At 72.6% G+C, this 24,438-nt stretch carries 22 protein-coding genes and 1 pseudogene; 13 read left to right on the forward strand and 10 right to left on the reverse strand.

Annotation, left to right across the window (positions count from 1 at the left end; all coding sequences use genetic code 11):
• Positions 1–28 precede the first annotated feature (28 nt).
• Complete coding sequence (locus ACZ7JA_RS00165; protein WP_351672336.1) at positions 29–1,237, reverse strand: acetyl-CoA C-acetyltransferase; 1,209 nt, start codon at positions 1,235–1,237, stop codon at positions 29–31.
• Between the two features lie 149 nt (positions 1,238–1,386).
• Here ACZ7JA_RS00165 and mce point away from each other — a divergent pair, with 149 nt between their 5' ends.
• The 8 genes from mce (at position 1,387) to ACZ7JA_RS00205 (ending at position 11,528) form a co-directional block, all read left to right on the forward strand.
• Entirely contained in the window at positions 1,387–1,827 is a 441-nt protein-coding gene (mce, locus tag ACZ7JA_RS00170; protein ID WP_199212042.1) for a methylmalonyl-CoA epimerase, read from the forward strand.
• A 206-nt stretch (positions 1,828–2,033) separates the two neighbouring features.
• Entirely contained in the window at positions 2,034–5,915 is a 3,882-nt protein-coding gene (scy, locus tag ACZ7JA_RS00175) for a polarized growth protein Scy (RefSeq protein ID WP_389446387.1), read from the forward strand.
• A 183-nt stretch (positions 5,916–6,098) separates the two neighbouring features.
• Positions 6,099–7,034: a coiled-coil domain-containing protein gene (locus tag ACZ7JA_RS00180; RefSeq protein WP_351672341.1), complete on the forward strand. Its 936-nt coding sequence runs from the start codon at positions 6,099–6,101 to the stop codon at positions 7,032–7,034.
• Between the two features lie 141 nt (positions 7,035–7,175).
• The gene (locus ACZ7JA_RS00185; protein ID WP_351672343.1) at positions 7,176–7,439 is read left to right on the forward strand and encodes a DUF3253 domain-containing protein; all 264 of its coding nucleotides are present in this window, start codon (positions 7,176–7,178) and stop codon (positions 7,437–7,439) included.
• A 71-nt stretch (positions 7,440–7,510) separates the two neighbouring features.
• Complete coding sequence (locus tag ACZ7JA_RS00190) at positions 7,511–8,467, forward strand: ABC transporter ATP-binding protein (RefSeq protein WP_470806634.1); 957 nt, start codon at positions 7,511–7,513, stop codon at positions 8,465–8,467.
• A 2-nt stretch (positions 8,468–8,469) separates the two neighbouring features.
• Positions 8,470–9,243: an ABC transporter permease gene (locus tag ACZ7JA_RS00195; RefSeq protein WP_351672347.1), complete on the forward strand. Its 774-nt coding sequence runs from the start codon at positions 8,470–8,472 to the stop codon at positions 9,241–9,243.
• A gap of 132 nt (positions 9,244–9,375) precedes the next feature.
• Positions 9,376–10,659, forward strand: coding sequence for an ABC transporter ATP-binding protein (locus ACZ7JA_RS00200; protein WP_351672348.1), 1,284 nt, complete (start codon positions 9,376–9,378; stop codon positions 10,657–10,659).
• Complete coding sequence (locus ACZ7JA_RS00205) at positions 10,656–11,528, forward strand: ABC transporter permease (protein WP_389305133.1); 873 nt, start codon at positions 10,656–10,658, stop codon at positions 11,526–11,528. Before ACZ7JA_RS00200 ends, ACZ7JA_RS00205 begins: the two co-directional genes overlap by 4 nt.
• A gap of 9 nt (positions 11,529–11,537) precedes the next feature.
• Here the strand turns inward: ACZ7JA_RS00205 and ACZ7JA_RS00210 are convergent, their stop codons facing one another.
• Positions 11,538–11,870: an ATP/GTP-binding protein gene (locus tag ACZ7JA_RS00210; protein WP_389305135.1), complete on the reverse strand. Its 333-nt coding sequence runs from the start codon at positions 11,868–11,870 to the stop codon at positions 11,538–11,540.
• Between the two features lie 221 nt (positions 11,871–12,091).
• Between ACZ7JA_RS00210 and ACZ7JA_RS00215 the strand changes: the two genes are divergently transcribed.
• Positions 12,092–13,120, forward strand: coding sequence for an LLM class flavin-dependent oxidoreductase (locus ACZ7JA_RS00215; RefSeq protein ID WP_389446382.1), 1,029 nt, complete (start codon positions 12,092–12,094; stop codon positions 13,118–13,120).
• A gap of 115 nt (positions 13,121–13,235) precedes the next feature.
• Here the strand turns inward: ACZ7JA_RS00215 and ACZ7JA_RS00220 are convergent, their stop codons facing one another.
• Positions 13,236–13,628, reverse strand: a complete 393-nt coding sequence (locus ACZ7JA_RS00220) for an SCO5389 family protein (RefSeq protein WP_351672356.1) — start codon at positions 13,626–13,628, stop codon at positions 13,236–13,238.
• Positions 13,629–13,926: 298 nt separating this feature from the next.
• Here ACZ7JA_RS00220 and nucS point away from each other — a divergent pair, with 298 nt between their 5' ends.
• Positions 13,927–14,598, forward strand: a complete 672-nt coding sequence (nucS, locus tag ACZ7JA_RS00225) for an endonuclease NucS (RefSeq protein WP_351672358.1) — start codon at positions 13,927–13,929, stop codon at positions 14,596–14,598.
• A gap of 94 nt (positions 14,599–14,692) precedes the next feature.
• On the opposite strand, the gene ACZ7JA_RS00230 is transcribed toward nucS, so the two are convergent.
• The 4 genes from ACZ7JA_RS00230 to ACZ7JA_RS00245 form a co-directional block, all read right to left on the reverse strand.
• Complete coding sequence (locus ACZ7JA_RS00230) at positions 14,693–17,158, reverse strand: P-loop NTPase family protein (protein ID WP_470806637.1); 2,466 nt, start codon at positions 17,156–17,158, stop codon at positions 14,693–14,695.
• A 249-nt stretch (positions 17,159–17,407) separates the two neighbouring features.
• Entirely contained in the window at positions 17,408–18,307 is a 900-nt protein-coding gene (locus ACZ7JA_RS00235) for a GNAT family N-acetyltransferase (RefSeq protein ID WP_470806638.1), read from the reverse strand.
• Between the two features lie 139 nt (positions 18,308–18,446).
• Positions 18,447–18,770, reverse strand: a complete 324-nt coding sequence (locus ACZ7JA_RS00240) for an STAS domain-containing protein (protein WP_351672364.1) — start codon at positions 18,768–18,770, stop codon at positions 18,447–18,449.
• 174 nt (positions 18,771–18,944) lie between these two features.
• Positions 18,945–19,793 carry a 3-hydroxyacyl-CoA dehydrogenase family protein gene (locus ACZ7JA_RS00245; RefSeq protein ID WP_351672366.1) on the reverse strand — a complete coding sequence of 283 codons (849 nt, stop codon included), beginning with the start codon at positions 19,791–19,793 and terminating at the stop codon, positions 18,945–18,947.
• Positions 19,794–20,121: 328 nt separating this feature from the next.
• Between ACZ7JA_RS00245 and ACZ7JA_RS00250 the strand changes: the two genes are divergently transcribed.
• The gene (locus ACZ7JA_RS00250; protein WP_351672368.1) at positions 20,122–20,544 is read left to right on the forward strand and encodes a hypothetical protein; all 423 of its coding nucleotides are present in this window, start codon (positions 20,122–20,124) and stop codon (positions 20,542–20,544) included.
• Between the two features lie 146 nt (positions 20,545–20,690).
• Here ACZ7JA_RS00250 and ACZ7JA_RS00255 read toward each other — a convergent pair whose 3' ends face one another.
• Positions 20,691–21,224 (reverse strand): SMI1/KNR4 family protein, encoded by a 534-nt coding sequence (locus tag ACZ7JA_RS00255; protein WP_470806641.1) that lies wholly within the window; start codon positions 21,222–21,224, stop codon positions 20,691–20,693.
• 203 nt (positions 21,225–21,427) lie between these two features.
• On the opposite strand from ACZ7JA_RS00255, the gene ACZ7JA_RS00260 reads away from it, so the two are divergent.
• On the forward strand, positions 21,428–22,000 hold the full coding sequence (locus ACZ7JA_RS00260) for a cob(I)yrinic acid a,c-diamide adenosyltransferase (RefSeq protein ID WP_351662956.1): 573 nt from the start codon (positions 21,428–21,430) through the stop codon (positions 21,998–22,000).
• A 32-nt stretch (positions 22,001–22,032) separates the two neighbouring features.
• Positions 22,033–23,340, forward strand: a pseudogene (locus ACZ7JA_RS00265) (glycoside hydrolase family 18 protein); the annotation flags it as partial.
• Between the two features lie 69 nt (positions 23,341–23,409).
• On the opposite strand, the gene ACZ7JA_RS00270 reads toward ACZ7JA_RS00265, so the two are convergent.
• Positions 23,410–23,856, reverse strand: coding sequence for a DUF2550 domain-containing protein (locus ACZ7JA_RS00270; protein ID WP_351662950.1), 447 nt, complete (start codon positions 23,854–23,856; stop codon positions 23,410–23,412).
• Positions 23,857–24,009: 153 nt separating this feature from the next.
• The gene (locus tag ACZ7JA_RS00275) at positions 24,010–24,387 is read right to left on the reverse strand and encodes a F0F1 ATP synthase subunit epsilon (protein ID WP_351662947.1); all 378 of its coding nucleotides are present in this window, start codon (positions 24,385–24,387) and stop codon (positions 24,010–24,012) included.
• Between the last annotated feature and the right edge of the window lie 51 nt (positions 24,388–24,438).

Below are 24,438 nucleotides of genomic sequence, written 5' to 3' on the forward strand. Positions count from 1 at the left end.
CGTTCACTTCACCGACACGACGGGGGACTCAGGCCTTCGGTACCCGCACGATCAGGGCGTCACCCTGACCGCCGCCACCGCACAGCGCGGCCGCGCCGACGCCGCCGCCCCGGCGCTTGAGCTCCAGCGCCAAGTGCAGCACGAGCCGGGCGCCGGACATGCCGATCGGGTGGCCCAGCGCGATGGCGCCGCCGTTGACGTTCACCTTTTCCGTGGAAACGCCGAGGTCCTTCATTGACTGGACCGCGACCGCCGCGAAGGCCTCGTTGATCTCGACGAGGTCGAGGTCGGAGACCTCCAGGCCCTCCTTCTTCAGGGCGTGCTGGATGGCGTTGGACGGCTGGGACTGCAGCGAGTTGTCCGGGCCGGCCACGTTGCCGTGCGCGCCGATCTCGGCGAGCCACTCCAGGCCCAGCTCCTGCGCCTTGGCCTTGCTCATCACGACCACGGCGGCGGCGCCGTCCGAGATCTGCGAGGAGGACCCGGCGGTGATCGTGCCGTCCTTGGCGAAGGCGGGCCGCAGCTTGCCCAGCGACTCCGCGGTGGTGTCGCCGCGGATGCCCTCGTCCTTGCTGAAGAGGACCGGCTCGCCCTTGCGCTGCGGGATCTCGACCGGGGTGATCTCGGCCTCGAAGATGCCGTTCTTCTGCGCGGCGGCGGCCCGCTGGTGGGACAGGGCGGCGATCTCGTCCTGCTCGGGGCGCTTGATGCCGAGCCGCGTGTTGTGCTTCTCCGTCGACTCGCCCATGGCGATGTTCTCGAAGGAGTCGGTCAGACCGTCGTGGGCCATGGCGTCGAGCACCTCGACGGCGCCGTACTTGTAGCCCTCGCGGGACTTCGGCAGCAGGTGCGGGGCGTTCGTCATGGACTCCTGGCCGCCGGCCACCACGATGTCGAACTCACCCGCACGGATCAGCTGGTCGGCCAGCGCGATCGCGTCCAGGCCCGACAAGCACACCTTGTTGATGGTGAGCGCCGGGACGTTCATGGGGATGCCGGCCTTGACGGCGGCCTGGCGGGCCGGGATCTGCCCGGCGCCGGCCTGCAGCACCTGCCCCATGATCACGTACTGCACCTGGTCGCCGCCGATCCCCGCACGGTCGAGGGCGGCCTTGATCGCGAAGCCGCCGAGGTCGGCTCCCGAGAAGGACTTCAGCGAGCCCAGCAGTCGCCCCATGGGCGTACGCGCGCCCGCGACGATCACCGAGCTGGTCGTACCGGGTGTTCCAGAAGACATGAGCTGCGATCCCCTTACCGGCCTGCACAGCCGAGGAGTGAACGAGGGTTTACTTCGAATGTACTGAGCGGCACTCCGTGCCGTCATCGGCCCGTCGGTGTGATCGCGCGCACGTTGCGTAACCACGCCGGTGGCGCTGCACTGAATCCATGCTGACGCGAATCGACCACATCGGGATCGCCTGCCACGACCTCGACGCCACTGTCGAGTTCTACCGGGCCACGTACGGCTTCGAGGTGTTCCACACCGAGGTCAACGAGGAACAGGGCGTGCGCGAGGCCATGCTCAAGATCAACGAGACGTCCGACGGCGGCGCCTCCTACCTCCAGCTCCTCGAACCGACCCGCGAGGACTCCGCGGTCGGCAAGTGGCTGGCCAAGAACGGCGAGGGCGTCCACCACATCGCCTTCGGCACGGCCGACGTCGACGCGGACGCCGACTCCATCCGGGGCAAGGGCGTACGCGTTCTGTACGACGAGCCACGACGCGGCTCCATGGGGTCGCGGATCACCTTCCTGCACCCGAAGGATTGCCACGGTGTCCTGACAGAACTGGTCACTTCGGCCCCAGTTGAGTCACCTGAGCACTGACCCTCGTACATATGGGCCGGTAGGGTTGGGGGCGGTCGTCCTCAAAACCGGGGCGACCGCATGCCGGGGTCCGGGTTTCGGGGGACGAGCGTCGGGGCAGCAGCCCGTGCTCCGCCGTTGATCTGACACCATTCCCCGGGGGCCCCGTCCGGCGGATGGACGGTGCTCGTTGGAGAAGCTCACCAGGGGACGGATGGGACCGCGCAGTGCGGGGCTACGAGAGCCAGGAGCGAGAGCCGGCGGCTGACGTCGACCACCTCTCTCGGTTCGAGGCCGAGATGAAGCGGCTGAGGACCGAGCGGGAAAAGGCGATCCAGCACGCCGAGGACCTCGGCTACCAGGTCGAGGTGCTGCGCGCCAAGCTGCACGAGGCGCGCCGCACCCTGATGACCCGGCCCGCCTATGACGGCGGTGACATCGGCTATCAGGCCGAGCAGTTGCTCCGCAACGCCCAGATGCAGGCCGACCAGCTGCGCCAGGACGCCGAGCGGGAGCTGAGCCAGGCCCGCGCGCAGACCCAGCGCATCCTGCAGGAGCACGCCGAGCAGGCCGCCCGGCTCCAGACCGAGCTGCACCAGGAGGCGGTCACCCGCCGCCAGCAGCTCGACCAGGAGCTGGCCGAGCGCCGGCAGACCGTCGAGTCGCACGTCAACGAGAACGTGGCGTGGGCGGAGCAGCTGCGCGCCCGCACCGAGGCGCAGGCCCGCCGGCTGCTGGACGAGTCCCGCGCCGAGGCCGAGCAGGCCATGGCCGCCGCCCGCGCGGAGGCCGAGCGGCTGACCCGGGAGGCCCGCGAGCGGCTGCAGAGCGACGCGGAGGCCGCGCGCGCCGAGGCCGAGCAGCTCCTGCGCCGTGCCCGCACCGACGCCGAGCGGCTGCTGAACGCCGCCTCCACGCAGGCGCAGGAGGCCACCGACCACGCCGAGCAGCTGCGCACCTCCACCGCCAGCGAGTCGGACGCCGCCCGCCGGCAGGCCGCCGAGCTGAGCCGGGCCGCCGAGCAGCGCATGGCGGAGGCCGAGGAGGCGCTGCGCAAGGCGCAGGCCGAGGCGGAGAAGCTCGTCACCGAGGCCAAGGAGGCGGCCGCCAAGACGCTGTCCGGCGCCGAGGCCGCGAACGAGACCCGTACCCGTACCGCCAAGGAGCAGGTCGCCCGGCTGGTCGAGGAGGCCACCAAGGAGGCCGAGAACACCAAGTCCGAGGCCGAGCAGCTGGTCGCGGACGCGCGCGCCGAGGCCGAGCGGATCGTCGCCGAGGCCGGCGAGAAGGCCCGCAGCGTCACCGCCGAGGAGACGGCGACCCAGCTCTCGAAGGCGGCCCGGACCGCCGAGGACGTCCTCGACAAGGCGTCGGAGGACGCCAAGAAGACCATCAAGGCCGCCGCCGAGGAGGCCGAGCGGGTCCGCCGGGAGGCGGAGGCCGAGGCCGACCGGCTGCGCTCCGAGGCGCACGACATCGCCGAGCAGCTCAAGGGCGCGGCGAAGGACGACACCAAGGAGTACCGCGCCAAGACGGTCGAGCTGCAGGAGGAGGCCCGCCGGCTGCGCGGTGAGGCCGAGCAGCTGCGCGCCGACGCGGTCGCGGAGGGCGAGTCCATCCGCGCCGAGGCCCGCCGCGAGGCCGTGGCCCAGATCGAGGAGGCGGCCAGGTCCGCCGAGGAGCTGCTCGCCAAGGCCAAGGCCGACGCCGACGAGCTGCGCCAGAAGGCGACCTCGGACAGCGAGAAGGTGCGCACCGAGGCCATCGAGCGGGCCACCACGCTGCGCCGGCAGGCCGAGGAGACCCTGGAGCGCACCCGCAAGGAGGCCGAGCGGCACCGCGCGGAGGTCGTCGAGCAGTCCGAGGCGCTGAAGGCGGACGCCGAGCGGGCCGCGCGCGAACTGCGCGAGGAGACCGAGCGGGCCGTCGAGGCACGGCGCGCCGAGGCGGCCGAGGAGCTGACCCGGCTGCAGACGGAGGCCCAGGAGCGGCTGGCGTCCGCCGAACAGGCCCTCGGCGAGGCCCGGGAGGAGGCCGCCCGGATCCGCCGGGAGGCCGCCGAGGAGAGCGAGCGGCTGCGCGCCGAGGCCGCCGAGCGGATCCGTACGCTCCAGCAGCAGGCCGAGGACGAGGCCGAGCGGCTGCGCACCGAGGCCGCGTCCGACGCGTCCGCCTCGCGCGCCGAGGGCGAGGCCGTGGCCGTACGGCTGCGCACCGAGGCCGCGACCGAGGCCGAGCGGCTGAAGGTGGAGGCCCAGGACACCGCCGACCGGGTCCGCGCGGAGGCGCAGGCCGCCGCCGAACGGCTCGGCACCGAGGCGTCCGAGACGCTCGCCGCCGCCCAGGAGGAGGCGGCCCGGCGCCGCCGGGAGGCCGAGGAACTGCTCGGCGCCGCGCGGTCCGAGGCGGACCAGGAGCGCGAGCGGGCCCGCGAGCAGAGCGAGGAACTGCTGGCCTCGGCCCGCAAGCGGGTGGAGGACGCGCAGACCGAGGCGACCCGGCTGGTCGAGGAGGCCGACCGGCGCGCCACCGAGATGGTGTCCGCCGCCGAGCAGCACGCCCAACAGGTACGGGACTCCGTCGCCGGGTTGCACGAGCAGGCGCAGGCGGAGATCACCGGGCTGCGCTCGGCCGCCGAGCACGCGGCCGACCGGACGAGGCGGGAGGCCGAGGAGGAGGCGGACCGCGTCCGCACCGACGCCTACGCCGAGCGGGAGCGGGCCGGCGAGGACGCCTCACGGCTGCGGCGCGAGGCGAACGAGGAGGCGGAGGCCGCCAAGGCGCTCGCCGAGCGCACGGTCGCGGAGGCGATCGCGGAGTCCGACCGGCTGCGCGCGGAGTCGTCCGCGCACGCGCAGCGGGTACGCACCGAGGCGTCGGACGCGCTCGCCGAGGCCGACCAGGCCGCCGCCCGCACCCGGGCGGACGCCCGGGAGGACGCCAACCGCATCCGTTCGGACGCGGCGGCCCAGGTGGACACGCTGATCACCGAGGCCACCGCCGAGGCCGAGCGGCTGCAGTCCGAGACGGCCGCCGAGGCCGAGCGGGTGCGCGCCGAGGCGGTCGCGGAGGCGGACCGGGTCCGGGCCGAGGCCGTCGCGAACGCCGAGCAGCTCGTCGGGGACGCCACCGGCGAGGCCGAACGGCTGCGCGCCGAGGCCGCCGAGACGGTCGGCTCGGCGCAGGCCCACGCGGAGCGGCTGCGGGCCGAGGCCGAGCGGCTGCGGGCGGACGCGGAGGCCGAGGCCGAGCGGCTGACCGGGTCCGCGCGCGAGGAGGCGGAGCGCACCCTGGACGAGGCCCGCAAGGACGCCAACAAGCGGCGTTCGGAGGCGGCCGAGCAGGTCGACACGCTCATCACGGAGACCACGGCCGAGGCCGACAAGCTGCTCACCGAGGCCCAGCAGCAGGCGCTGAAGACCACCGCGGACGCGGAGTCGCAGGCCGACACGATGGTGGGCGCGGCCCGCAGCGAGGCCGACCGGATCGTGTCCGAGGCGACCGTCGAGGGCAACTCCCGCGTGGAGAAGGCCCGCACGGACGCCGACGAGCTGCTGGTCGGCGCCCGCCGGGACGCGACCGCGATCCGCGAGCGCGCGGAGGAGCTGCGCGAACGCATCACCACCGAGATCGAGGAGCTGCACGAGCGGGCCCGCCGGGAGGCCGCCGAGACGATGAAGTCGACCGGCGACCGCTGCGACGCGCTGATCAAGGCGGCCGAGGAGCAGCTCGCCGAGGCGCAGGCGAAGGCCAAGGAGCTGGTGTCGGAGGCCAACTCCGAGGCGGGCAAGGTCCGCATCGCCGCCGTCAAGAAGGCGGAGGGGCTGCTCAAGGAGGCCGAGCAGAAGAAGGCCACGCTGGTCCGGGAGGCCGAGGAGCTCAAGGCCGAGGCGGTCCGCGAGGCCCGGCGCACGGTCGAGGAGGGCAAGCGGGAGCTGGAGCTGCTGGTGCGCCGCCGCGAGGACATCAACACCGAGATCTCGCGGGTCCAGGACGTCCTGGAGGCGCTGGAGTCCTTCGAGACCCCGGCGGCCGGCAAGGACAACGGGGTCAAGGCGGGCGCGACGGTCGGTTCCCCCCGATCGGGTGGCAAGTCGTCGGACGGCTAGCGAACGGGAAGGCTGAAGGTGTCTTCTGGGTGCTTTGCCCAGGTCTTTGGCAAGCCGCCCCGTGATCAGCCACCCGAAAGAGGTGTCATTCTCCAGATCAAACACGTATCCGCTCGATGACACACCGCTTCGGCACCTAGGATTCCACCTATCACCTCACCGGTCTCATTCGACAGGAACCCCATGAGCGACACTTCCCCCTACGGCTTCGAGCTTGTGCGGCGTGGGTACGACCGCGCTCAGGTGGACGAACGCATCTCCAAGCTCGTCTCCGACCGTGACAGCGCCCTCTCTCGCATCACCGCGCTGGAGAAGCGCATCGAGGAGCTGCACCTCGAGACGCAGAACGCGCAGGCCCAGGTCACCGATGCCGAGCCGTCGTACGCGGGCCTCGGAGCGCGGGTCGAGAAGATCCTGCGCCTGGCCGAGGAAGAGGCCAAGGACCTGCGTGACGAGGCCCGGCGCGCGGCCGAGCAGCACCGCGAGCTGGCCGAGTCGGCGGCCCAGCAGGTCCGCAACGACGCCGAGTCCTTCGCCGCCGAGCGCAAGTCCAAGGCCGAGGACGAGGGCGTCCGGATCGTCGAGAAGGCCAAGGGCGAGGCCGCCCAGCTGCGTACGGACGCGCAGAAGGACGCGCAGTCCAAGCGTGAGGAGGCGGACGCCCTCTTCGAGGAGACCCGCGCCAAGGCCGCGCAGGCCGCCGCCGACTTCGAGACGAACCTGGCCAAGCGCCGCGAGCAGTCCGAGCGCGACCTGGCCTCGCGTCAGCAGAAGGCCGAGAAGCGCCTGGCGGAGATCGAGCACCGCGCCGAGCAGCTCCGCCTGGAGGCGGAGAAGCTGCGCACCGACGCCGAGCGCCGCGCCCGCCAGACGGTGGAGACGGCCCAGCGTCAGGCCGAGGACATCGTGGCCGACGCCAACGCCAAGGCCGACCGTATCCGTTCGGAATCCGAGCGCGAGCTCGCGGCTCTCACCAACCGCCGCGACTCCATCAACGCTCAGCTCACGAACGTCCGCGAGATGCTCGCCACGCTGACCGGTGCCGCGGTGGCCGCCGCCGGCTCGCCGGCCGAGGACGAGCCGATCTCCCGGGGCGTCCCCGCGCAGCAGACCCGCTAGTCGAGCGACCCGGTGAGGGGCGGTGGGACGTGGTCCCGCCGCCCCTTCCGTCTGCGCGTAGCCTGGCGGGAGAGACGAGGGACCGGCCCGACGGGCGAGACGGGGGGACCCGCCTGACGGGTGAGGAAAGGGGTCCGCCGAATGTCCGACACCGACCGGTCCCTCGAGGACGCCGTCCTCGATCTGCTGGACCGCAGAAGGCCGGGCGCCTCGGTGTGCCCGTCGGACGTGGCCCGTGCGGTCCACCGGTCCGACGACGACGGCTGGCGGGAGCTGATGGAGCCCGTCCGCCGGGCCGCGGCCCGGCTCGCGGCCCGGGGCGAGGTGGAGATCACCCAGCACGGCGCCCCGGTCGATCCCGCGCGGGCCCGCGGCCCCGTGCGGATCCGCCGGCCCTCCCGCTGACCCCGCGCACGGGCGCGTTCCTGGCCGGCGCCCGAGTGGCAGGGCCCCGGCCGCCGTCCTAGCGTGGCCGCATGATCGAGCTCGAGGGGCTGACCAAGCGGTACGGCGAGAAGGTCGCGGTGGACCAGCTCACCTTCACCGTGCGCCCGGGCATCGTGACGGGTTTTCTGGGGCCCAACGGCGCCGGGAAGTCCACGACCATGCGGATGATCCTCGGGCTGGACCATCCCACCGCCGGGGACGTGCGCATCGACGGCCGGCACTACGAACAGCTCAGGGACCCGCTCACCTCGATCGGGGCGCTGCTCGACGCGAAGGCGGTGCACGGCGGCCGCAGCGCCTACAACCACCTGCTGTGTCTGGCGCAGAGCAACGGCATTCCCGCGCGCCGGGTGGCCGAGGTGCTCGACGCCGTCGGACTCACCGCCGTGGCCCGGAAGAAGGCCAAGGGGTTCTCGTACGGCATGGGCCAGCGGCTGGGCATCGCGGGCGCGCTGCTCGGCGATCCGCGGATCCTGATGTTCGACGAGCCGGTCAACGGCCTCGACCCGGAGGGCATCCACTGGATCCGGAACCTGATGAAGTCGCTGGCCGCCCAGGGGCGGACGGTGTTCGTCTCCAGCCATCTGATGAGCGAGATGGCGCTGACCGCCGAGCACCTGGTGGTCATCGGGCAGGGGCGGCTGCTCGCCGACACCTCCATGGCCGACTTCATCCGGCAGCACTCCCGAGCCTACGTGCGCATCCGCACGCCACAGCGCGAGCGGCTCCTCGACGTGCTGCACGAGGGCGGTGTCACCGTCGTCGAGGCGGGCGGCGGCGCGCTGGAGGTGGAGAGCGGCAAGGCCGAGCGGATCGGGGAGCTGGCCGCCCGGAACGGGATCGTGCTGCACGAGCTGAGCCCTCAGCAGGCCTCGCTGGAGGAGGCGTTCATGCGGCTGACGGCCGGGTCGGTGGAGTACCACGCGCACGCCGAACCGGGCGCCCGGTCCAGCCAGGACTGGGGCGCCGGCTGGAAGGGAGCCTGAGCATGGCCGCCGCACAGGTGATCCGGTCCGAGTGGACCAAGATCCGGTCCGTCTCGTCCACGGTGTGGACGCTCTCGCTGGCCGTGGTGGTCACGCTCGCCCTCGGGATGCTCATCTCCGCGCTGACCCGGAACCAGTTCGACAACATGCCGGTGCGCGAGCGGCTCTCCTTCGACGCCACCGTGGTCAGCTTCGCGGGCATGACCCTGGGTCAGCTCGCCATGATCGTGTTCGGCGTGCTCGTCGTCTCCAACGAGTACAGCACCGGCATGATCCGGGTCTCGCTGGCCGCCGTGCCGCAGCGGGGCGCCTTCCTGTTCGGCAAGATCGCCGTGGCCACCGCGCTCGCGCTGGTGGTCGGCATGGCCACCAGCTTCGCCGCGTTCTTCCTCGGGCAGGCCATGCTGGGCTCGCTGCGCACCCATCTCGGCGACCCCGGTGTGCTGCGCGCGGTGATCGGCGGCGGCCTCTACATGACCCTGATCGCGATGTTCTCGATGGGCGTGGCCACGATGCTGCGCTCGCCGCTGCTCTCGCTCGGCATCCTGATGCCGTTCTTCTTCCTGGTCTCCAACATCCTCGGCAACGTCGACGCCACCAGGAAGGTCGGACGCTTCCTGCCCGACCAGGCCGGCAGCCGGATCATGCAGGTGGTGCCGAGGATCGGCGACGACACGCCCTACGGCCCCTGGGGCGGCCTCGGGATCATGGCGCTGTGGGTGGCCGCGGCGCTCGCGGGCGGGTACGCCCTGCTGAAGCGGCGGGACGCCCAGTGACCGGATCCGGCCACTGTCGCTGACGCTCCGGCTTTACTCGTCCTTGGCCGGAACCGTCAGCGCCCGGATATCCTCCTAACCCTTACGGGGGCGTGTGCCCCGCTGTCCTGAACCTTTCGATGGGTGCGGAGCATGATCGAGGCTGTCGGCCTGACCAAGCGCTACGGCGACAAGACCGCCGTGTACAACCTTTCCTTCCAGGTGCGCCCGGGAGCGGTGACCGGCTTCCTCGGGCCCAACGGCTCGGGCAAGTCGACCACCATGCGGATGATCCTCGGGCTCGACAACCCGACGTCCGGCACGGTGACCATCGGCGGCTACCCGTACCGCAGGCTGCCCAACGCCCCCCGGCAGGTCGGCGCCCTGCTCGACGCCAAGGCCGTGCACGGCGGCCGGTCCGCCCGCAACCACCTGCTCAGCCTCGCCCAGCTCTCCGGCATCCCGGCCCGCCGGGTGGACGAGGTGCTCGGGGTCGTCGGCCTGCAGGAAGTGGCGAAGAAGCGGTCCAAGGGCTTCTCGCTGGGCATGGGCCAGCGGCTCGGCATCGCCGCGGCGCTGCTCGGCGACCCCCAGGTGCTGCTCTTCGACGAGCCGGTCAACGGCCTCGACCCCGAGGGCATCCTGTGGGTGCGCAACCTGATGAAGGCGCTGGCCGCCGAGGGCCGTACCGTCTTCGTCTCCTCGCACCTGATGAGCGAGATGGCGCTGACCGCCGACCACCTCATCGTCATCGGACGCGGCCAGCTCCTCGCGGACATGAGCGTCACGCAGTTCATCTCCGCCAACTCCGCCGACTTCGCGCGGGTCCGCACCCCCGACACCGAGCCGCAGCTGCGCGAGAAGCTGTCGTCCGCCCTCACCGAGGCGGGCGGCCACGTGCTGCCTGAGCAGGACGGGGCGCTGCGTGTGACGGGGCTGCCGCTGCCCCGCATCAGCGACCTCGCGCACGAGGCGGACGTACGGCTGTGGGAGCTGTCGCCGCACCAGGCCTCGCTGGAGGAGGCGTACATGCGGATGACGCAGGGTGCCGTCGACTACCGCTCCACCACCGACCAGAAGGCGGGCCTGCAGCAGCCGCTGCCGCCGGGCGCCCAGCCGCCGCTGCCGGTTCCCGGTCAGGGCCAGCCCGGCTGGTACGCCCCGCCGCCGCCGCAGGCGGGCGGCCACCCGTTCGCGATGCAGGCGCCCTCGGGTCCGTACGGCGGTGCGCCGGCGGGCGCGTACGGGGCTCCCGGCGCGGCCGCCCCCAACCCGTACGCCGCTCCCGCCGCGCAGCCGCCGCAGGCGCCGCCGGTCCCGCAGGCGCCCGCGGCCCAGCCTCCGGTGGCCGCTCCCCCGGCCCCGGCCGCCGAACCGTCCCAGTCCGCACCCGCGGCCCCGGCCGCCGACCCGACCCAGCCCGAGGACGCCCGATGAGCACCCACCAGCCCCCGATGCCGCAGGCCCCCGCCGCGCCCGAATGGCAGGCGGCGCCCGGCGCGAACCACCCCGGCTACAGCTCGCCGATCCCGGTCGTGCGCACCCACCTCGGGCACGCGCTGGCCTCCGAGTGGACCAAGATCAAGTCGGTGCGCTCGACCATGTGGACGCTCGGCGTCTTCGTCCTGCTCGTGGTCGGCATCGGCCTGCTGGCCGGTGTGGCGGTCCGCGGCTCCGGCGACCTGGGCGGCCAGAGCCCGCTGACCCTCGGCTTCTTCGGTCTGCTGATCGGCATGATGTGCATCATCACGCTCGGCGTGCTGACCACGGCGTCCGAGTACGGCACCGGCATGATCCGCACGACGACGACCGCGTGCCCGAGCCGTGGCCGGGTGCTGGCCGCCAAGTCGATCGTGTTCTTCGCCCTCGCCTTCGTGGTGACGCTGGCGGTGGTGTCCTTCGTGGCGATGCTCCAGGCGTCCATGCTGGACGGCCAGGGCGCCAAGGACCCGTCCACCGGGGAATGGCTGAAGGCCACGCTCGGCATCAGCCTCTACATCGCGCTGCTCGGCCTGCTGTCGCTGCTCGTCGGCTCGATGATCCGGCACTCGGCGGGCGCCATCACCATCATGATCGGCGCGGTGCTCGCCCCGCTCGTGATCGCGCTGTTCATGAACGCGTCCTCGCTGGAGAAGGTGCAGACGGCACTGCTGGAGTACTCGATCCCGAGCCAGATGGGCGTGTTCTACGACAACACCCTGAGCCACTCCGGCCCGTCGGGCTGGGACCCGCTGTGGATCATGCTGGGCGTGACCGCCGCCGCCTACGCGGGCGCCTACGCGCTGCTCCAGAGCCGGGACGTCTGAGTCCCGGGGTCAGAACCTCGGCGCGTTACGGGACCGCTGCACCCTCGTGGTGCGGCGGTCCTTCGCGTTCCAGCACGCCTTGTGCCAGTGGCGGCGGTCGTCCACGCCCGCGTGCTCCGGCCAGGCCACCACGTGCGGGACGGCGGAGGGGATGAGCTGGTCGCAGCCCGGGCAGCGGTAGGTCTTGCCCTCGGCGCTCGCCCCCGCGACATGGCGCACGCTCCACTCCTCGCCCCGCCAGCTCTCCGAGGACTGCCAGCCGCCGTACCGGCCCGCCTGGTCGTCCTCGGCGCTCGGGCCGGACGATGCGGCTGCCTTCGGTCGGTTGCGACGCGGGGACACGGGACACCTCTCGGAGCTATACAGGAAGCACGGGCCGCGTCCAGCGTACGCGGCGCCGGTACGGGTACGCGTAGCGCTCCGGACCGCACAAGTGCCCCTGCCAGGGGGCGCATTCTGCAGACAATCCGCAAATCTCCCCGCCAGGCCGTGTCCTCGGCACGTGTCAGACGGTTATGCCCAGTGGGGGAGCTCCGGTCGGAGCCAAGGAAGCAGGAAGAGCGATGCGCGTAGGAAGCTTTGTGCTGGCGGCCCAGTTCCCGGGTCAGGGCCCCGGGGAGGCACTGCACCGTGCGGTCCGCTCGGCGGAGGTCGCCGAGCAGGCCGGGCTGGACACAGTGTGGCTGGCCGAGCACCACTTCGTGCCGTACGGCACATGTCCGTCCGCGGTCACCCTGGCCGCCGTGCTGCTCGGCCGCACCGAGCGGGTCCGGGTCGGCACCGCGGTCAGCGTGCTGCCCACCGCGCACCCGGTCGCGCTCGGCGAGCAGGCCGCGCTGCTGCACCTGACGAGCGGCGGGCGGTTCACGCTGGGCGTGGGGCGCGGCGGCCCGTGGGTGGACCTGGAGGTGTTCGGCGCGGGCCTGGAGGCGTACGAGCGGGGGTTCCCGGAATCACTCGATCTGCTGGTGCGCTGGCTGCGCGAACCGTCCGTCGCGGCGTCGGGCGAACGCTTCTCCTTCCGCGAGGTGCCCGTCGTGCCCCGCCCCTCGGAGGCGCTGACGGAGACGCCCGGACCGGAGGTCGTCGTCGCCTGCACCTCACCGGCCACGGTGCGGCTGGCGGCCGAGCGCGGACTGCCGATGCTGCTCGGGATGCACATCGGCGACGAGGAGAAGGCCGAGATGGTCGCCCTGTGGCGGCGCTCCGCGCGGGCCGCGGACCGGCCGGCCGAGGAGATCGCGGGCGCGGCCCATGTCTCGGCGGGCGTCTGCCAGCTCGCGGACCGGCGCACCGACGCCGTGGAGACCCTGCTGAAGGCGATGCCGGGCTGGCTGAAACAGGGCCTCGACGCCCATGTGACGGTGGACGGCCGGGCGCGCGCGATGCGGGACCCTTACGCCTACACCGAACTGCTCTGCGGGCTGCACCCGGTGGGCACCCCGCGGCTGGCCGCCGACCGGCTCGCGGCCACCTCGGAGCGCACCGGGATCTCCCGGTTCGCCCTGCTCGTCGAGGGCTCGGGGGATCTCGCGGCGACGGAGGAGAACGTACGGCGGCTGGGCGCCGAGGTGCTGCCCCAGCTCCGCTGACGCGCCGCCGGATCCCCGGTGCCCAGGGGTGCTTGCCGCCCCAGTACGTATGCACCTCCCCCGGGTGGAGCGGCAAGCGAGCGGCCCTCTGTGTCAGCAGCCGGGTGTCCGCGCGTCAGCAGTCCCGGAGCTCCGGCGACTGGTTCAGCAGCTGGTTGCGCACCGAGGTGAACCGGGCCAGCGTCTCGTTGACCGAGTCGTCCAGCGGGAACACCGCCACCCGGTGGCAGTTCTGGAAGGCCAGCCGTACACCGAAGTGCCGCTGCAGCGCACCGCGTATGGCGTCACTCGCGAGCGCACGCAGCAGCTGACCGCGTGCCTGCTCGTCCGGCGGGGGCGTCTGGTTGTCGGCGAAGGGTCCGCCGTCCACCTTCAGCTGGGCCACCAGGGAGCTGATCATCTCCCACGCATAGGGCAGGGAGGTCCGGACGCAGTCGACGAATGCTGCTTCGTCGACCTCGCCTCGCTCGGCCTGTTCGAGTAGGGCCGGTGAGACGTCGAGCGACATGGGTTCTCCTCTCGCACCCCCGCCGAGCAGGGGTTGCCGGACAGACAAGGGAGTTCGCGATACCGAACACGCTGGGTACACGGACCGCGACCTCCCGTTCTCTACGGTAGGCAACGGTCGGTGACCACACCAGCAGATTGCGTATATGGAACGGTCCCTTTGCGTACACAATCGGCCAGACCTGAACAGGAGTTTCCAGGGATAAAAGGGATGTCCGCACGGACCGGAGGTGCCGGTGGGGCCGGTGCGAGGAGGGCGGATCGCGCGCACCACCGGGTGTCGAGTAGCGTTGCCGACCATGCGTCTCGTCATTGCCCGATGCTCGGTCGACTACGCCGGCCGGCTCACCGCCCACCTGCCCTCGGCGCCCCGCCTGATCCTGGTCAAGGCGGACGGCAGCGTCTCCATCCACGCGGACGACCGGGCCTACAAGCCCCTCAACTGGATGTCTCCGCCCTGCACGCTCAAGGAGGGCGCGGGTGACGACGCGGGCGTGTGGACGGTGATCAACAAAGCGGGCGAGAAACTGATCATCACGATGGAGGAGATCCTCCACGACTCCTCGCACGAACTCGGCGTCGACCCCGGCCTGATCAAGGACGGCGTGGAGGCGCACCTGCAGGAGCTGCTCGCCGACCGCATCGAGACACTCGGCGAGGGCTACACGCTGATCCGCCGCGAGTACATGACCGCGATCGGCCCGGTGGACATCCTCTGCCGGGACGCGGACGGCGGGACGGTCGCCGTCGAGATCAAGCGGCGCGGCGAGATCGACGGCGTCGAACAGCTCACCCGCTACCTCGAACTGCTGAACCGCGACCCGCATCTGGCCCCGGTGCGCGGTGTGTTCGCCGCGCAGGAGATCAAGCCGCAGGCCCGGGTGCTCGCCACCGACCGCGGCATCCACTGCCAGATCCTGGACTACGAGGCCATGCGCGGCATCGAGGACGACAAGCTGCGGCTGTTCTGAGCCGGGCCGCGGCCGTCGCGAGCCGTGGCCACGCCGGTACGGCCGAGGGCCGGTTCCCCCGGGGAGCCGGCCCTCGCGCGTCGTGCGGACGGGATCAGATCACGGAGCCCCGGCCGTCCGACTCCGGTGCGCCGGCCGCGCCGCTCGACGCCGTCGGGGCGCCGGACGCCGGGCCGGACGCCGAGGTGGACGTGCCCGGTGACGAGGACGGGCTGTCCGAAGGGTCCGGGGACTCCGGCGCGGTGGAACTGGGCGGGGGGCTGCTCGGCGGGGTGGACCTGGTCGGCGTGGGCGTCGGCGAGCCCGGCCGGTGCGTGCTCCTGGTCGGCGTCGGCGTCGTGCCCCCGCCGCCGGACCCCTTCGTGGCGCTGGGACGGGACGACGGGCCGGAGCTCGCCGGCGGGGCCGGGTCGTCCGAGGTGCCGTAGGTGCCGTCGGGACCGGGGTTGGTCGGGCTGCTGGAGACTGTGCCGGGTCCGGCGTCGCCGTCGTCGTTCTTCTTCGGGTGGGCCGCCGGGCTGCCGTCGCCGGTGTCCTGGCTCACCGACGGGTTGACGTCGACGGTGCCGGCCGGGTTGCGGTCGGCGTTCTGCTCGGAGGTCATGCCGAGCGTGACGACCGTGCCGAGCACGGCGACGAGGAGCGCCCCGGATCCGGCCGCGACCAGGTTGCGGCGGGCCAGCCGGCGGATGCCGCCGCCGGTCGCGGCGGCCGGGGGCTGCCTGCTGACGAGGGTTTCGCCGGCCGGTCCGAACGGCGCCGTGCGGACGGCCGGCACACCGCCGGGCGGCGACGCGGGGTCCTCCTGGCGGGCGTCGGCCGCCTCCTCGCCGGCCATCGCCGCCACGCCGGGCGCGTCGCCGGCGAGGTCGGCGACCAGCGCCAGCGCGCGGCGCCCGGCGACGGCGCCCCGCTTGTCGGCCAGCGCCCCGCGCAGGGCGCCCGCGGCCTCCAGCTCGGCGCGGGCCCGGTCGAGCTGTCCGCCGCAGAGCGAGAGAACACCCAACTCGTGGTGGAAGTAGACCTGTTCGGAAACGTCACCGCAGAGCCGGGAGGCCTCGGCGCCGGAGCGCAGCGAGCGTTCCCAGGCGCTCCAGTGCAGCCCGGCGGCGAAGGCGGGCGCGGCCGTGCGGGCGAGCCGTACCGCGACGCTCTCCTCGCCCTCGGCGGCGGCCTCCGTGGCCGGCACCACCACGGCGAGCGCGGCGAGGACCGCGTCGGCCTCGGCGCACACCCGCTCGGGGGTGACCGAGGGGTGCCCGGCCCACCAGGCGTAGTGCTCGGCGGCGGTGCGGGCCTCGCCGGGTATGCCGGCGTCGTATCCGGCCGCCTCGAGCTGGGCCTGCACGCCGGCCGCCAGCCGGTAGCGGGAGCCGACCGCCGAGACCAGTCCGCAGCCGGCGAGTTCACCGAGGGCGGCGTCGGCGTGGGTGTCGCCGACGAGGGCGGGCAGATGCGCCTGGTGCGGCACCTCGCCGCCGAGCGCCACCGCGAGGCGGAGGGTGGCGCGGGCGGACGTGCTGAGCCGGGAGGCGAGCAGCGGGGCGGGCGCGGCGGCCTCGCCCAGGGACGGCAGGGCCACCTGGTCGCCGTCGTCGGCGTCGAACTCCTCCTGGAGCGGGGACCGTACGTCCTCGAAGACGCCGTACGCGTCCACCGCCCCGGTGCTGGCGCGGAGCTGGTCGCGCTGCCGGAGCAGGGCGCCGGCCTGCACGAAGCGCAGGGGCAGGCCCTCGGACTCGAACCAGAGGTCGCCGGCCCAGTTGGCCTCCTCCTCGGTGAGGACACGGCCGACGGCCCGCTCCAGGATCTCCACGCCGGCCGCGCGGTCCAGACCGCCGAGGAAGACCTCCTCGACCTCGGAGCCGGCGGCGGGTCCGGGCACGTCCGGGGTGGCGGCGAACAGGAAGGCGCACTCGGGGGTGGCCCCGAGCAGTTCGTCCAGGGCGGCGCCGCCGAACTCCAGGTCGTCCACGACGACGACCGCGCCGATCTCCGCGACGAGGGCGACCAGTTCGTCCTGCTCGGGGCGGTGCGCCGGGGCGTCGTGGACGGCGTGGAACAGGTCGTGGAGGAGGTCGGCGGCGGTGCGGCGGAAGCCGGTGAGCCGGACCACGCCGTCGGGCGCGAGGTCCGCGCAGTCCTCGGCGACGAGGTCGAGCAGGGCGGTGCGGCCGGAGCCGCCGGGTCCGGTGAGCCGCACCGAGCGGCCCCGGGCGAGCAGCCGGACCAGGCGCTCGCGTTCGTCCTGGCGCTCCAGCAGGGAGAGCGCGGGCAGCGCCGGGCCGGGCGGCACCGGCGGCCGGGCGGCGCGTTCGGCCTCGGCGCGTTCGGCGGGCGTGCGCTTACGGGGCCGTTCGGCTCTCTGGTGCGGCGGGCAGGTCTCTATCTCGCTGCCGTCCACCGGGTTGACGGTGAGCAGGAAGCCGCCGGAGACGAGCTGTGCCGTACGGGCGATCGCGGGCGTGCCCGGGCCGAAGTCGGCGGTCAGGGATTCCCGGGGCGGGCGGCGGCTGAGAGCCTGCCCGTGCTCGTCGGGTCCCGGAGTGATCGGGTCCATGGGTTCAAGCCCCCCAAAAGCGTCGTGTGCCCGCGAGTACCGGCCCCTCCCGGCCTGCTGCACACCGCGCTGTCGCTTCTGGTCCGGGCCCGCTCGAGGGTTTCAGGCAGCGGGCGACCGAACCCTAAACCTTCGCACAGTATCCACGACAGGGCGGGGTGCCGCGCGGCCCGAGACGTCACGGTCCGGTGAGGATTGCCCTCGTGGTGCGGTAAGGGGGCTGCGCCCGGCTCTCCCCCGTCGCCCCATTCACCCCCGATCGGCCGCGTTGGGCCCGTCCGGGCGAGCGAGACGGTATCCGGCGAAGTCGGCGACGTGGACGTACCCGAGGCGCTGGTAGAGGGCGTTGCTGGTGGGGTTGTCCGGGTCGGTGAACAGGACGACCTCCGTCGCGCCCGCGGCCAGCGCGGCGCTGCTCGCCTCGGCCGTCACGGCTCCCGCGTAGCCGCGGCCGCGGAGGCGGGCCGGGGTGTAGACGGGGTCCACCCGGACCATGCCGCCGACGACCGAGGTCGCGGCCGCCATGGAGACGGGGGCGCCGTCCGGGGTCTCCCAGAAGGTGAAGTGCCTGTCGCCGAAGCGCGATGCGTCCCAGGAGCCGGCGTCGATCAGCTCGATGGAGGACCGCTCCCCCACGTCGACGCAGAACTCACGGCACCAGCGCACCACTTGCTCGCGGTCCTTGACGCCCGTGCGGCGTCCCCGGCCCTCCGGACGCGGCCGCGGCGGGGTGAGCGTGCCGAGACGGTAGAGATGGGTCCGCCAGAACGGCACCGGCGCCGAGCCCGTGTGCCGTCGCCATGCCTCGGCGAAGGCGCCGGCGGTGTCGTGGTCCGCGATGACGTCGGCGGGGAAGTGGCCGAGGCCGGCCAGGCGCGCGGCGAGGGTGTCGGCCCGCTCGGCGCCGAGGGGCGTGAGGCCCAGGCGTCCGCGCGGGGTGAGGTAGAGGATCGCGCGGACCTCGCCCCCGGACTCCAGCAGGCCGAAGACGGCGGGTGCGGCGGCGCGTTCGGCCGCCGTGCGGTTCCGCAGTCTCTCGATGTCCGTCAGCGGCGTGTTGTGCAGGACGGGACGCGAGCGCAGGAAGTCCCCGGCTCGGGCGAGGAAGTCGTCGGCGTCTTGGGTGAGGTGCCAGTCATCCGGGAGCATGCTTCATGGTCCCGGACGCCCCCTGCCCGGCACCGGCCGGCCCCCGGCGAGAGTACGGCAGGGCCGCTGCCGACGGCTCGCGGGGCCGGACGGGCGCGCCACTCCCCCGCGGCTTCCGGCACGGCCCGCCAGGCGGGTGCTAGACCCGGGGCAGGGAGTCGACCCCGATGCCGCCCTCGATGGCGAGGATGCGGTGCAGCCGGGTGGCGACCAGCAGCCGCTGCATCTGCGGCGGCACCTCGCGCAGCACCAGGCGGCGACCGCAGCGGCCGGCCCGCCGGTGGGCACCCATGATCACCCCGAGTCCGGTGGCGTCCCAGGAGTCCAGCTCGGACAGGTCGAGCACCAGGTCGCCGACGCCGCCGTCGACGGCCGAGTGCAGGGCCGTACGGGCGTCCGCCGCGCTGCGGACGTCGAGGCGGCCCCCGACGACCAGCTCGGCGTGGTCGCCCCTGATGAACATATGCGCTCCCCGTTGAGTGCGGTCTGGCGTACTCCGTGACGGTGCTTGTGCTGTGCAACGTCTGACTGCCTGAGTGGCAGCGCGGTTGCTGCTTGTAAGCGAACCGATACCGAATTCACCCCCAGGGGTGATGCCCCTGAGGCGTGAGTCCGGATCCGTACCGATCTGTACGGGTCAGTACTTGTAGAAGCCCTGCCCGCTCTTGCGGCCGATGTCACCGGCGTCCACCATCCGGCGCATCAGCTCCGGCGGGGCGAACTTCTCGTCCTGCGACTCGGTGTAGATGTTGCCGGTGGCGTGCAGCAGGATGTCGACGCCGGTGAGGTCCGCGGTGGCCAGCGGGCCCATGGCGTGCCCGAAGCCCAGCTTGCAGGCGAGGTCGATGTCCTCGGCCGTGGCCACGCCGGACTCGTACAGCTTCGTCGCCTCGACCACCAGGGCCGAGATGAGGCGGGTGGTGACGAAGCCGGCCACGTCCCGGTTGACGACGATGCAGGTCTTGCCGACCGATTCCGCGAACTCCCGTGCGGTGGCGAGGGTTTCGTCGCTGGTCTTGTAGCCGCGGACCAGCTCGACGAGCTGCATCATCGGCACCGGGGAGAAGAAGTGCACGCCGACCACCCGCTCGGGGTGCTCGGTGGCCGCCGCGATCTTGGTGATCGGGATGGCGGAGGTGTTGGAGGCGAGCACGGCGTCCGGCCGCACGATCTTGTCGAGCGCGCGGAAGATCTCGTGCTTCACCTCGAGCTTCTCGAAGACGGCCTCGACGACGATGTCGGCGTCGGCGGCGGCGTCCAGGTCGGTGGTCGCGGTGATGCGGCCGAGGGCGGTGTCGGCGTCGTGCGCCTCCAGCCTGCCCTTGCTCACGAACTTGTCGTACGAGGCCTTGATGCCGTCGGTGCCACGCTTGAGGGCCTCGTCGGTGACGTCCCGCAGGACGACGTCCCAGCCCGCCTGCGCGGCGACCTGAGCGATACCGGACCCCATGAGGCCGGCCCCGATGACGGCGAGCTTCCGTGCCACTGTGCGACTCCCCTGATACGCGCTGTCGTCAGGCCCTGGCGCGCCTTTCCCTCGTCCGCTCGCGGGTTTGATCCCGGCGTCCTGGGACAGTTGCTTCACCGGACGCCGCCGGGCAGGCGAAAAGGTCACGCCGGGGCCTATCTCTCGGCCGGACACTAGCGCCCGTGAGGGGCGCAGCGGCGGAGTTAGTAACGCGTTTCACGTCTCACGGGGTGAGATGCCGGTCACGTCCGCGGTCCGCCGCCCGGGCCGTCCCCCGATATCGATGTCAGTCCCGCCTCCTACGCTGGCCACCACTGACCGGTGAGCCGAGGGAAGAGGCATCGACATGGGCGGCAACTCCTGGACGCAGACGGGCCCTTACCAGCAGGACCTGGCGGCGGCGTTCCGCCGGGCGCAGGAGACGGAGCTGGCGCGGGACGACCACGGATTCCCGGGCCGGACCGTGGAGCAGCTCTGGCGGGACCCGGCCTGGCACGAGTACGTCTTCACCGGCGGCACGGGCACGGTCCTGGACCAGCCCGAGCTGATCGACGCCACGGACCCCGACGACGGCCCGTTCATGCGCCCGCTGACGGACGAGGAGGTCCGCGCCTGGGCGCCGGGCGGCCGTCCCACCCGCGCCGACTGGAGGGCGGCCCTGGACTCCGACCGGCTGGACTTCCCGGGCCGGGGGCAGGGCAGATGCACGGTGCTGTACGAGGACGGCGAGCCGGCCCGGATCGCGTACTGGGGCGTCACGGCGGACTAGGTCGTGTCCGCAAAGTCGCGTCGTTCGCCCGCAGGGCGGGCGTCGCGGCGTCCGGTGCGTGCCGGGCGTCGTGACGCAGACGCGACTTTGCGGACACGGCCTAGCGCCCGGCGCCGCGGGGGCGCCCCACCGGATCCAGGCGCCGGTCAGGCGCTCAGACCCAGCACCTGCGGGTTCTCGCCGGGGAAGCTCCTGGGCATGCCCGGCACGTCGACGGTGCGGCCGTACACGCCGGCGAGGAACGCGACGGCGCCGAGCGGGAACTCCGACCAGTCGCCGTTGTCCCCGCGGACGACCACCGGCCACGCGTCCGGGTCGGCGGAGTCCGCCTTCCAGTAGAAGGCGTCACCCGAACAGGACTCCGCCCAGGAGATCAGGCCTCCCGGCCGCGGGAAGGGCACGTAGCCCTCGGTGTCGTCCATCTCGTACAGGTCCTGGAGCACCTCGTCCTCCCGGCACGCCGACGCCCACAGCGCCTCGGCGCCGGGTGCCGGCGACGACACCATGAGGAAGTCGTCGACGACCAGCACCGGATACGCCTCCGCCAGGCGGCGGAAGTCCGAGGGCAGCGCCGTCCCGAGGGCCGCCTCCAGGACCGCCCAGTCCACGCCGCGGCCCTCCGGCACGCGCCACCGCGTCATCGCCGGAAGCGTGGCCTCCAGCTCTTCGAGCCCCGTCATGTCTCCCGCCGTCCCCGACTTGGCCGTCCGTGATCACCGTACGCGGCGGCCTCCGCACCCGCCGCCGCCGAGCGCCCGGGCGCACCGCGGGCACGAGGACCGCTCACCCGCCGGGCACCGGTGCCGTCGAGAAGGGCGCGTACGGGCCGTGACAGTGAGCACACGCGGGCTCCGGACACCCGGAGCGTAACTACGCTGGTCACATGGTCAATCTGACGCGCATCTACACCAGGACCGGCGACCGGGGCACCACCGCCCTCGGCGACATGAGCAGGGTCGCCAAGACGGACCTCAGGATCTCGGCGTACGCCGACGCCAACGAGGCGAACGCGGTGCTCGGCACGGCGATCGCGCTGGGCGGCCTGGACACGGAGATCGTCGAGGTCCTCACCCGCGTCCAGAACGACCTGTTCGACGTGGGCGCCGACCTGTCGACGCCGGTGAAGGAGAACCCGGAGTACCCCCCGCTGCGGGTCGAGCAGTTCTACATCGACCGGCTGGAGGCGGACTGCGACCGCTTCAACGAGCGGCTGGAGAAGCTGCGCTCCTTCATCCTTCCGGGCGGCACCGCCGGCGCCGCCCTGCTGCACCAGGCGTGCACGGTGGTGCGCAGGGCCGAGCGCTCCACCTGGGCGGCGCTCGAGGTGCACGGCGAGGTGATGAACCCGCTGACCGCGACCTACCTCAACCGCCTGTCCGACCTGCTGTTCATCCTGGCCCGGACGGCGAACAAGGAGACCGGCGACGTGCTGTGGGTGCCGGGCGGGGAGCGCTAGGCGGGAATCCGGCGGCGGCCCGCGCTCTCCCCAAGAACTACGACGTCCTGCGCGACGGCAAGGTCGTCTCCACGGTGACCGCCACCTCGTACACCGACACCGGGCTGACCGCCGGCACCGACTACTCCTACACCGTACGGGCCCGCGACACCGCCGACCAGACCGGACCGGTCAGCGGCGCGGTCGCCGTGCACACCACCGGCGGCGGCACCACTCCCCCGCCCACCGGCGACAAGGTCAAGCTCGGCTACTTCACCGAGTGGGGCATCTACGGCCGCAACTACAACGTCAAGAACCTGGTGACGTCCGGCTCCGCCTCGAAGATCACGCACATCAACTACGCCTTCGGCAACGTGACCGGCGGCAAGTGCGCGATCGGCGACTCCTACGCCGACTACGACAAGGCGTTCACCGCCGACCAGTCCGTCAGCGGCGCCGCCGACACCTGGGACCAGCCGCTGCGCGGCAACTTCAACCAGCTCCGTCAGCTCAAGGCCAAGTACCCCAACATCAAGGTGCTGTGGTCCTTCGGCGGCTGGACCTGGTCCGGCGGCTTCGGCGAGGCCGCGAAGAACCCGGCCGCCTTCGCGCAGTCCTGCTACGACCTGGTCGAGGACCCGCGCTGGGCCGACGTCTTCGACGGCATCGACATCGACTGGGAGTACCCGAACGCCTGCGGGCTGAGCTGTGACACCAGCGGGGCGGCGGCCTTCAAGAACGTCATGGCCGCGCTGCGCGCCAAGTTCGGCACCAGCAACCTGGTCACCGCGGCCACCACCGCGGACGGCTCGAACGGCGGCAAGATCGAGGCCGCCGACTACGCCGGCGCCGCGAACTCCGTCGACTGGTACAACGTGATGACGTACGACTTCTTCGGAGCGTGGGACGCCCAGGGCCCGACCGCCCCGCACTCCCCGCTCACCTCGTACTCCGGCATCCCGAAGGCCGGCTTCACCACCGCCGACGCGATGGCGAAGTTCAAGGCGATCGGCGTTCCGGCGAAGAAGCTGCTCATCGGCATCGGCTTCTACGGCCGCGGCTGGACCGGCGTCACCCAGGACGCCCCGGGCGGCACCGCCACGGGCCCGGCCGCGGGCACCTACGAGCAGGGCATCGAGGACTACAAGGTGCTCAAGACGTCCTGCCCGGCCACCGGCACCGTCGCCGGCACCGCGTACGCGCACTGCGGCAGCAACTGGTGGTCCTACGACACCCCCGCCACCATCGCCACGAAGATGGCGTGGGCCAAGAACCAGGGCCTGGGCGGCGCGTTCTTCTGGGAGTTCAGCGGCGACACCAGCAACGGCGAGCTGGTGAGCGCCATCAACAGCAACCTGTAGAGCACCCAGGCGACATTGACGCTCCCCCAGACTTCGTCCGGGGGACCCCCACTGAGAGGGTGAACGTGGCTACGCCACGTTCACCCTCTGACCAGGCGGGGCTGCTTCCAGCCACGCGAGAAACCCGGTCAGCGCGTCTTCGCTCATCGCCAGTTCCAGGCGCGTGCCGCGGTGGACACAGGCGAGGATCACCGCGTCGGAGAGCAGCGCCAGCTCCTCCTCGCCCTCGGGGAGCCGGCGGCCGGCCACCTCGATGGCGGCGCGCTCCAGGACACGGCGCGGGCGCAGGGCGTAGGAGAAGACCCGGTACCACTCGATCCGGTCGCCGTTGTAGCGGGCGACGCCGTAGCTCCAGCCCTTGCCGCCCGCGTCCGGTTTCTCGGGCACGTCCCAGCGCAGCGAACAGTCGAAGGTCCCGCCGGAGCGCTGGATCAGTCTGCGCCGCAGCCCGAACAGGAACAGTCCCACCACCACGAGCGCGACCACGATCCCGCACACAGTCAGAGCGAGGACCATCGGCACCGACCTCCTCGTCTCCCTGGCAGTGTCACTGCGCTAACAACTGAGTAATGAAACCGAAAAAACACCCACATCTGCCTCAGCCGCGGTCGGTACCGGATTGCTCCGGACCGACCGCGGCTGAGTGACGTCATCACACCGCGCGCTGGATCAACGCGCCGCCGTCGCCGCCCGCAGACGGACGTCGGCGCGGCGCTGTGCCTCCGCGTCGTCATCCGCCTTCGCGCGCTCGAGCTCGCGCTCCGTGCGCTGGACATCGATCTCGTCCGACAGCTCGGCGATCTCGGCCAGCAACGACAGCTTGTTGTCCGCGAACGAGATGAAACCGCCGTGCACCGCGGCGACGACCGTTCCACCATCACTCGTACGGATGGTCACCGGGCCCGACTCCAGCACACCGAGCAGCGGCTGGTGACCGGGCATGACGCCGATGTCGCCGGACGTGGTGCGCGCGACGACCAGGGTGGCCTCGCCGGACCAGACCTGGCGGTCGGCGGCGACCAGCTCGACGTGCAGCTCAGCAGCCAAGGGTGGCTCCTCGGGTCACCACCCGGCGGGGATGCCGGGTGTTGGGGTCAA

Source organism: Streptomyces sp. NPDC038135 (genome assembly GCF_055601245.1).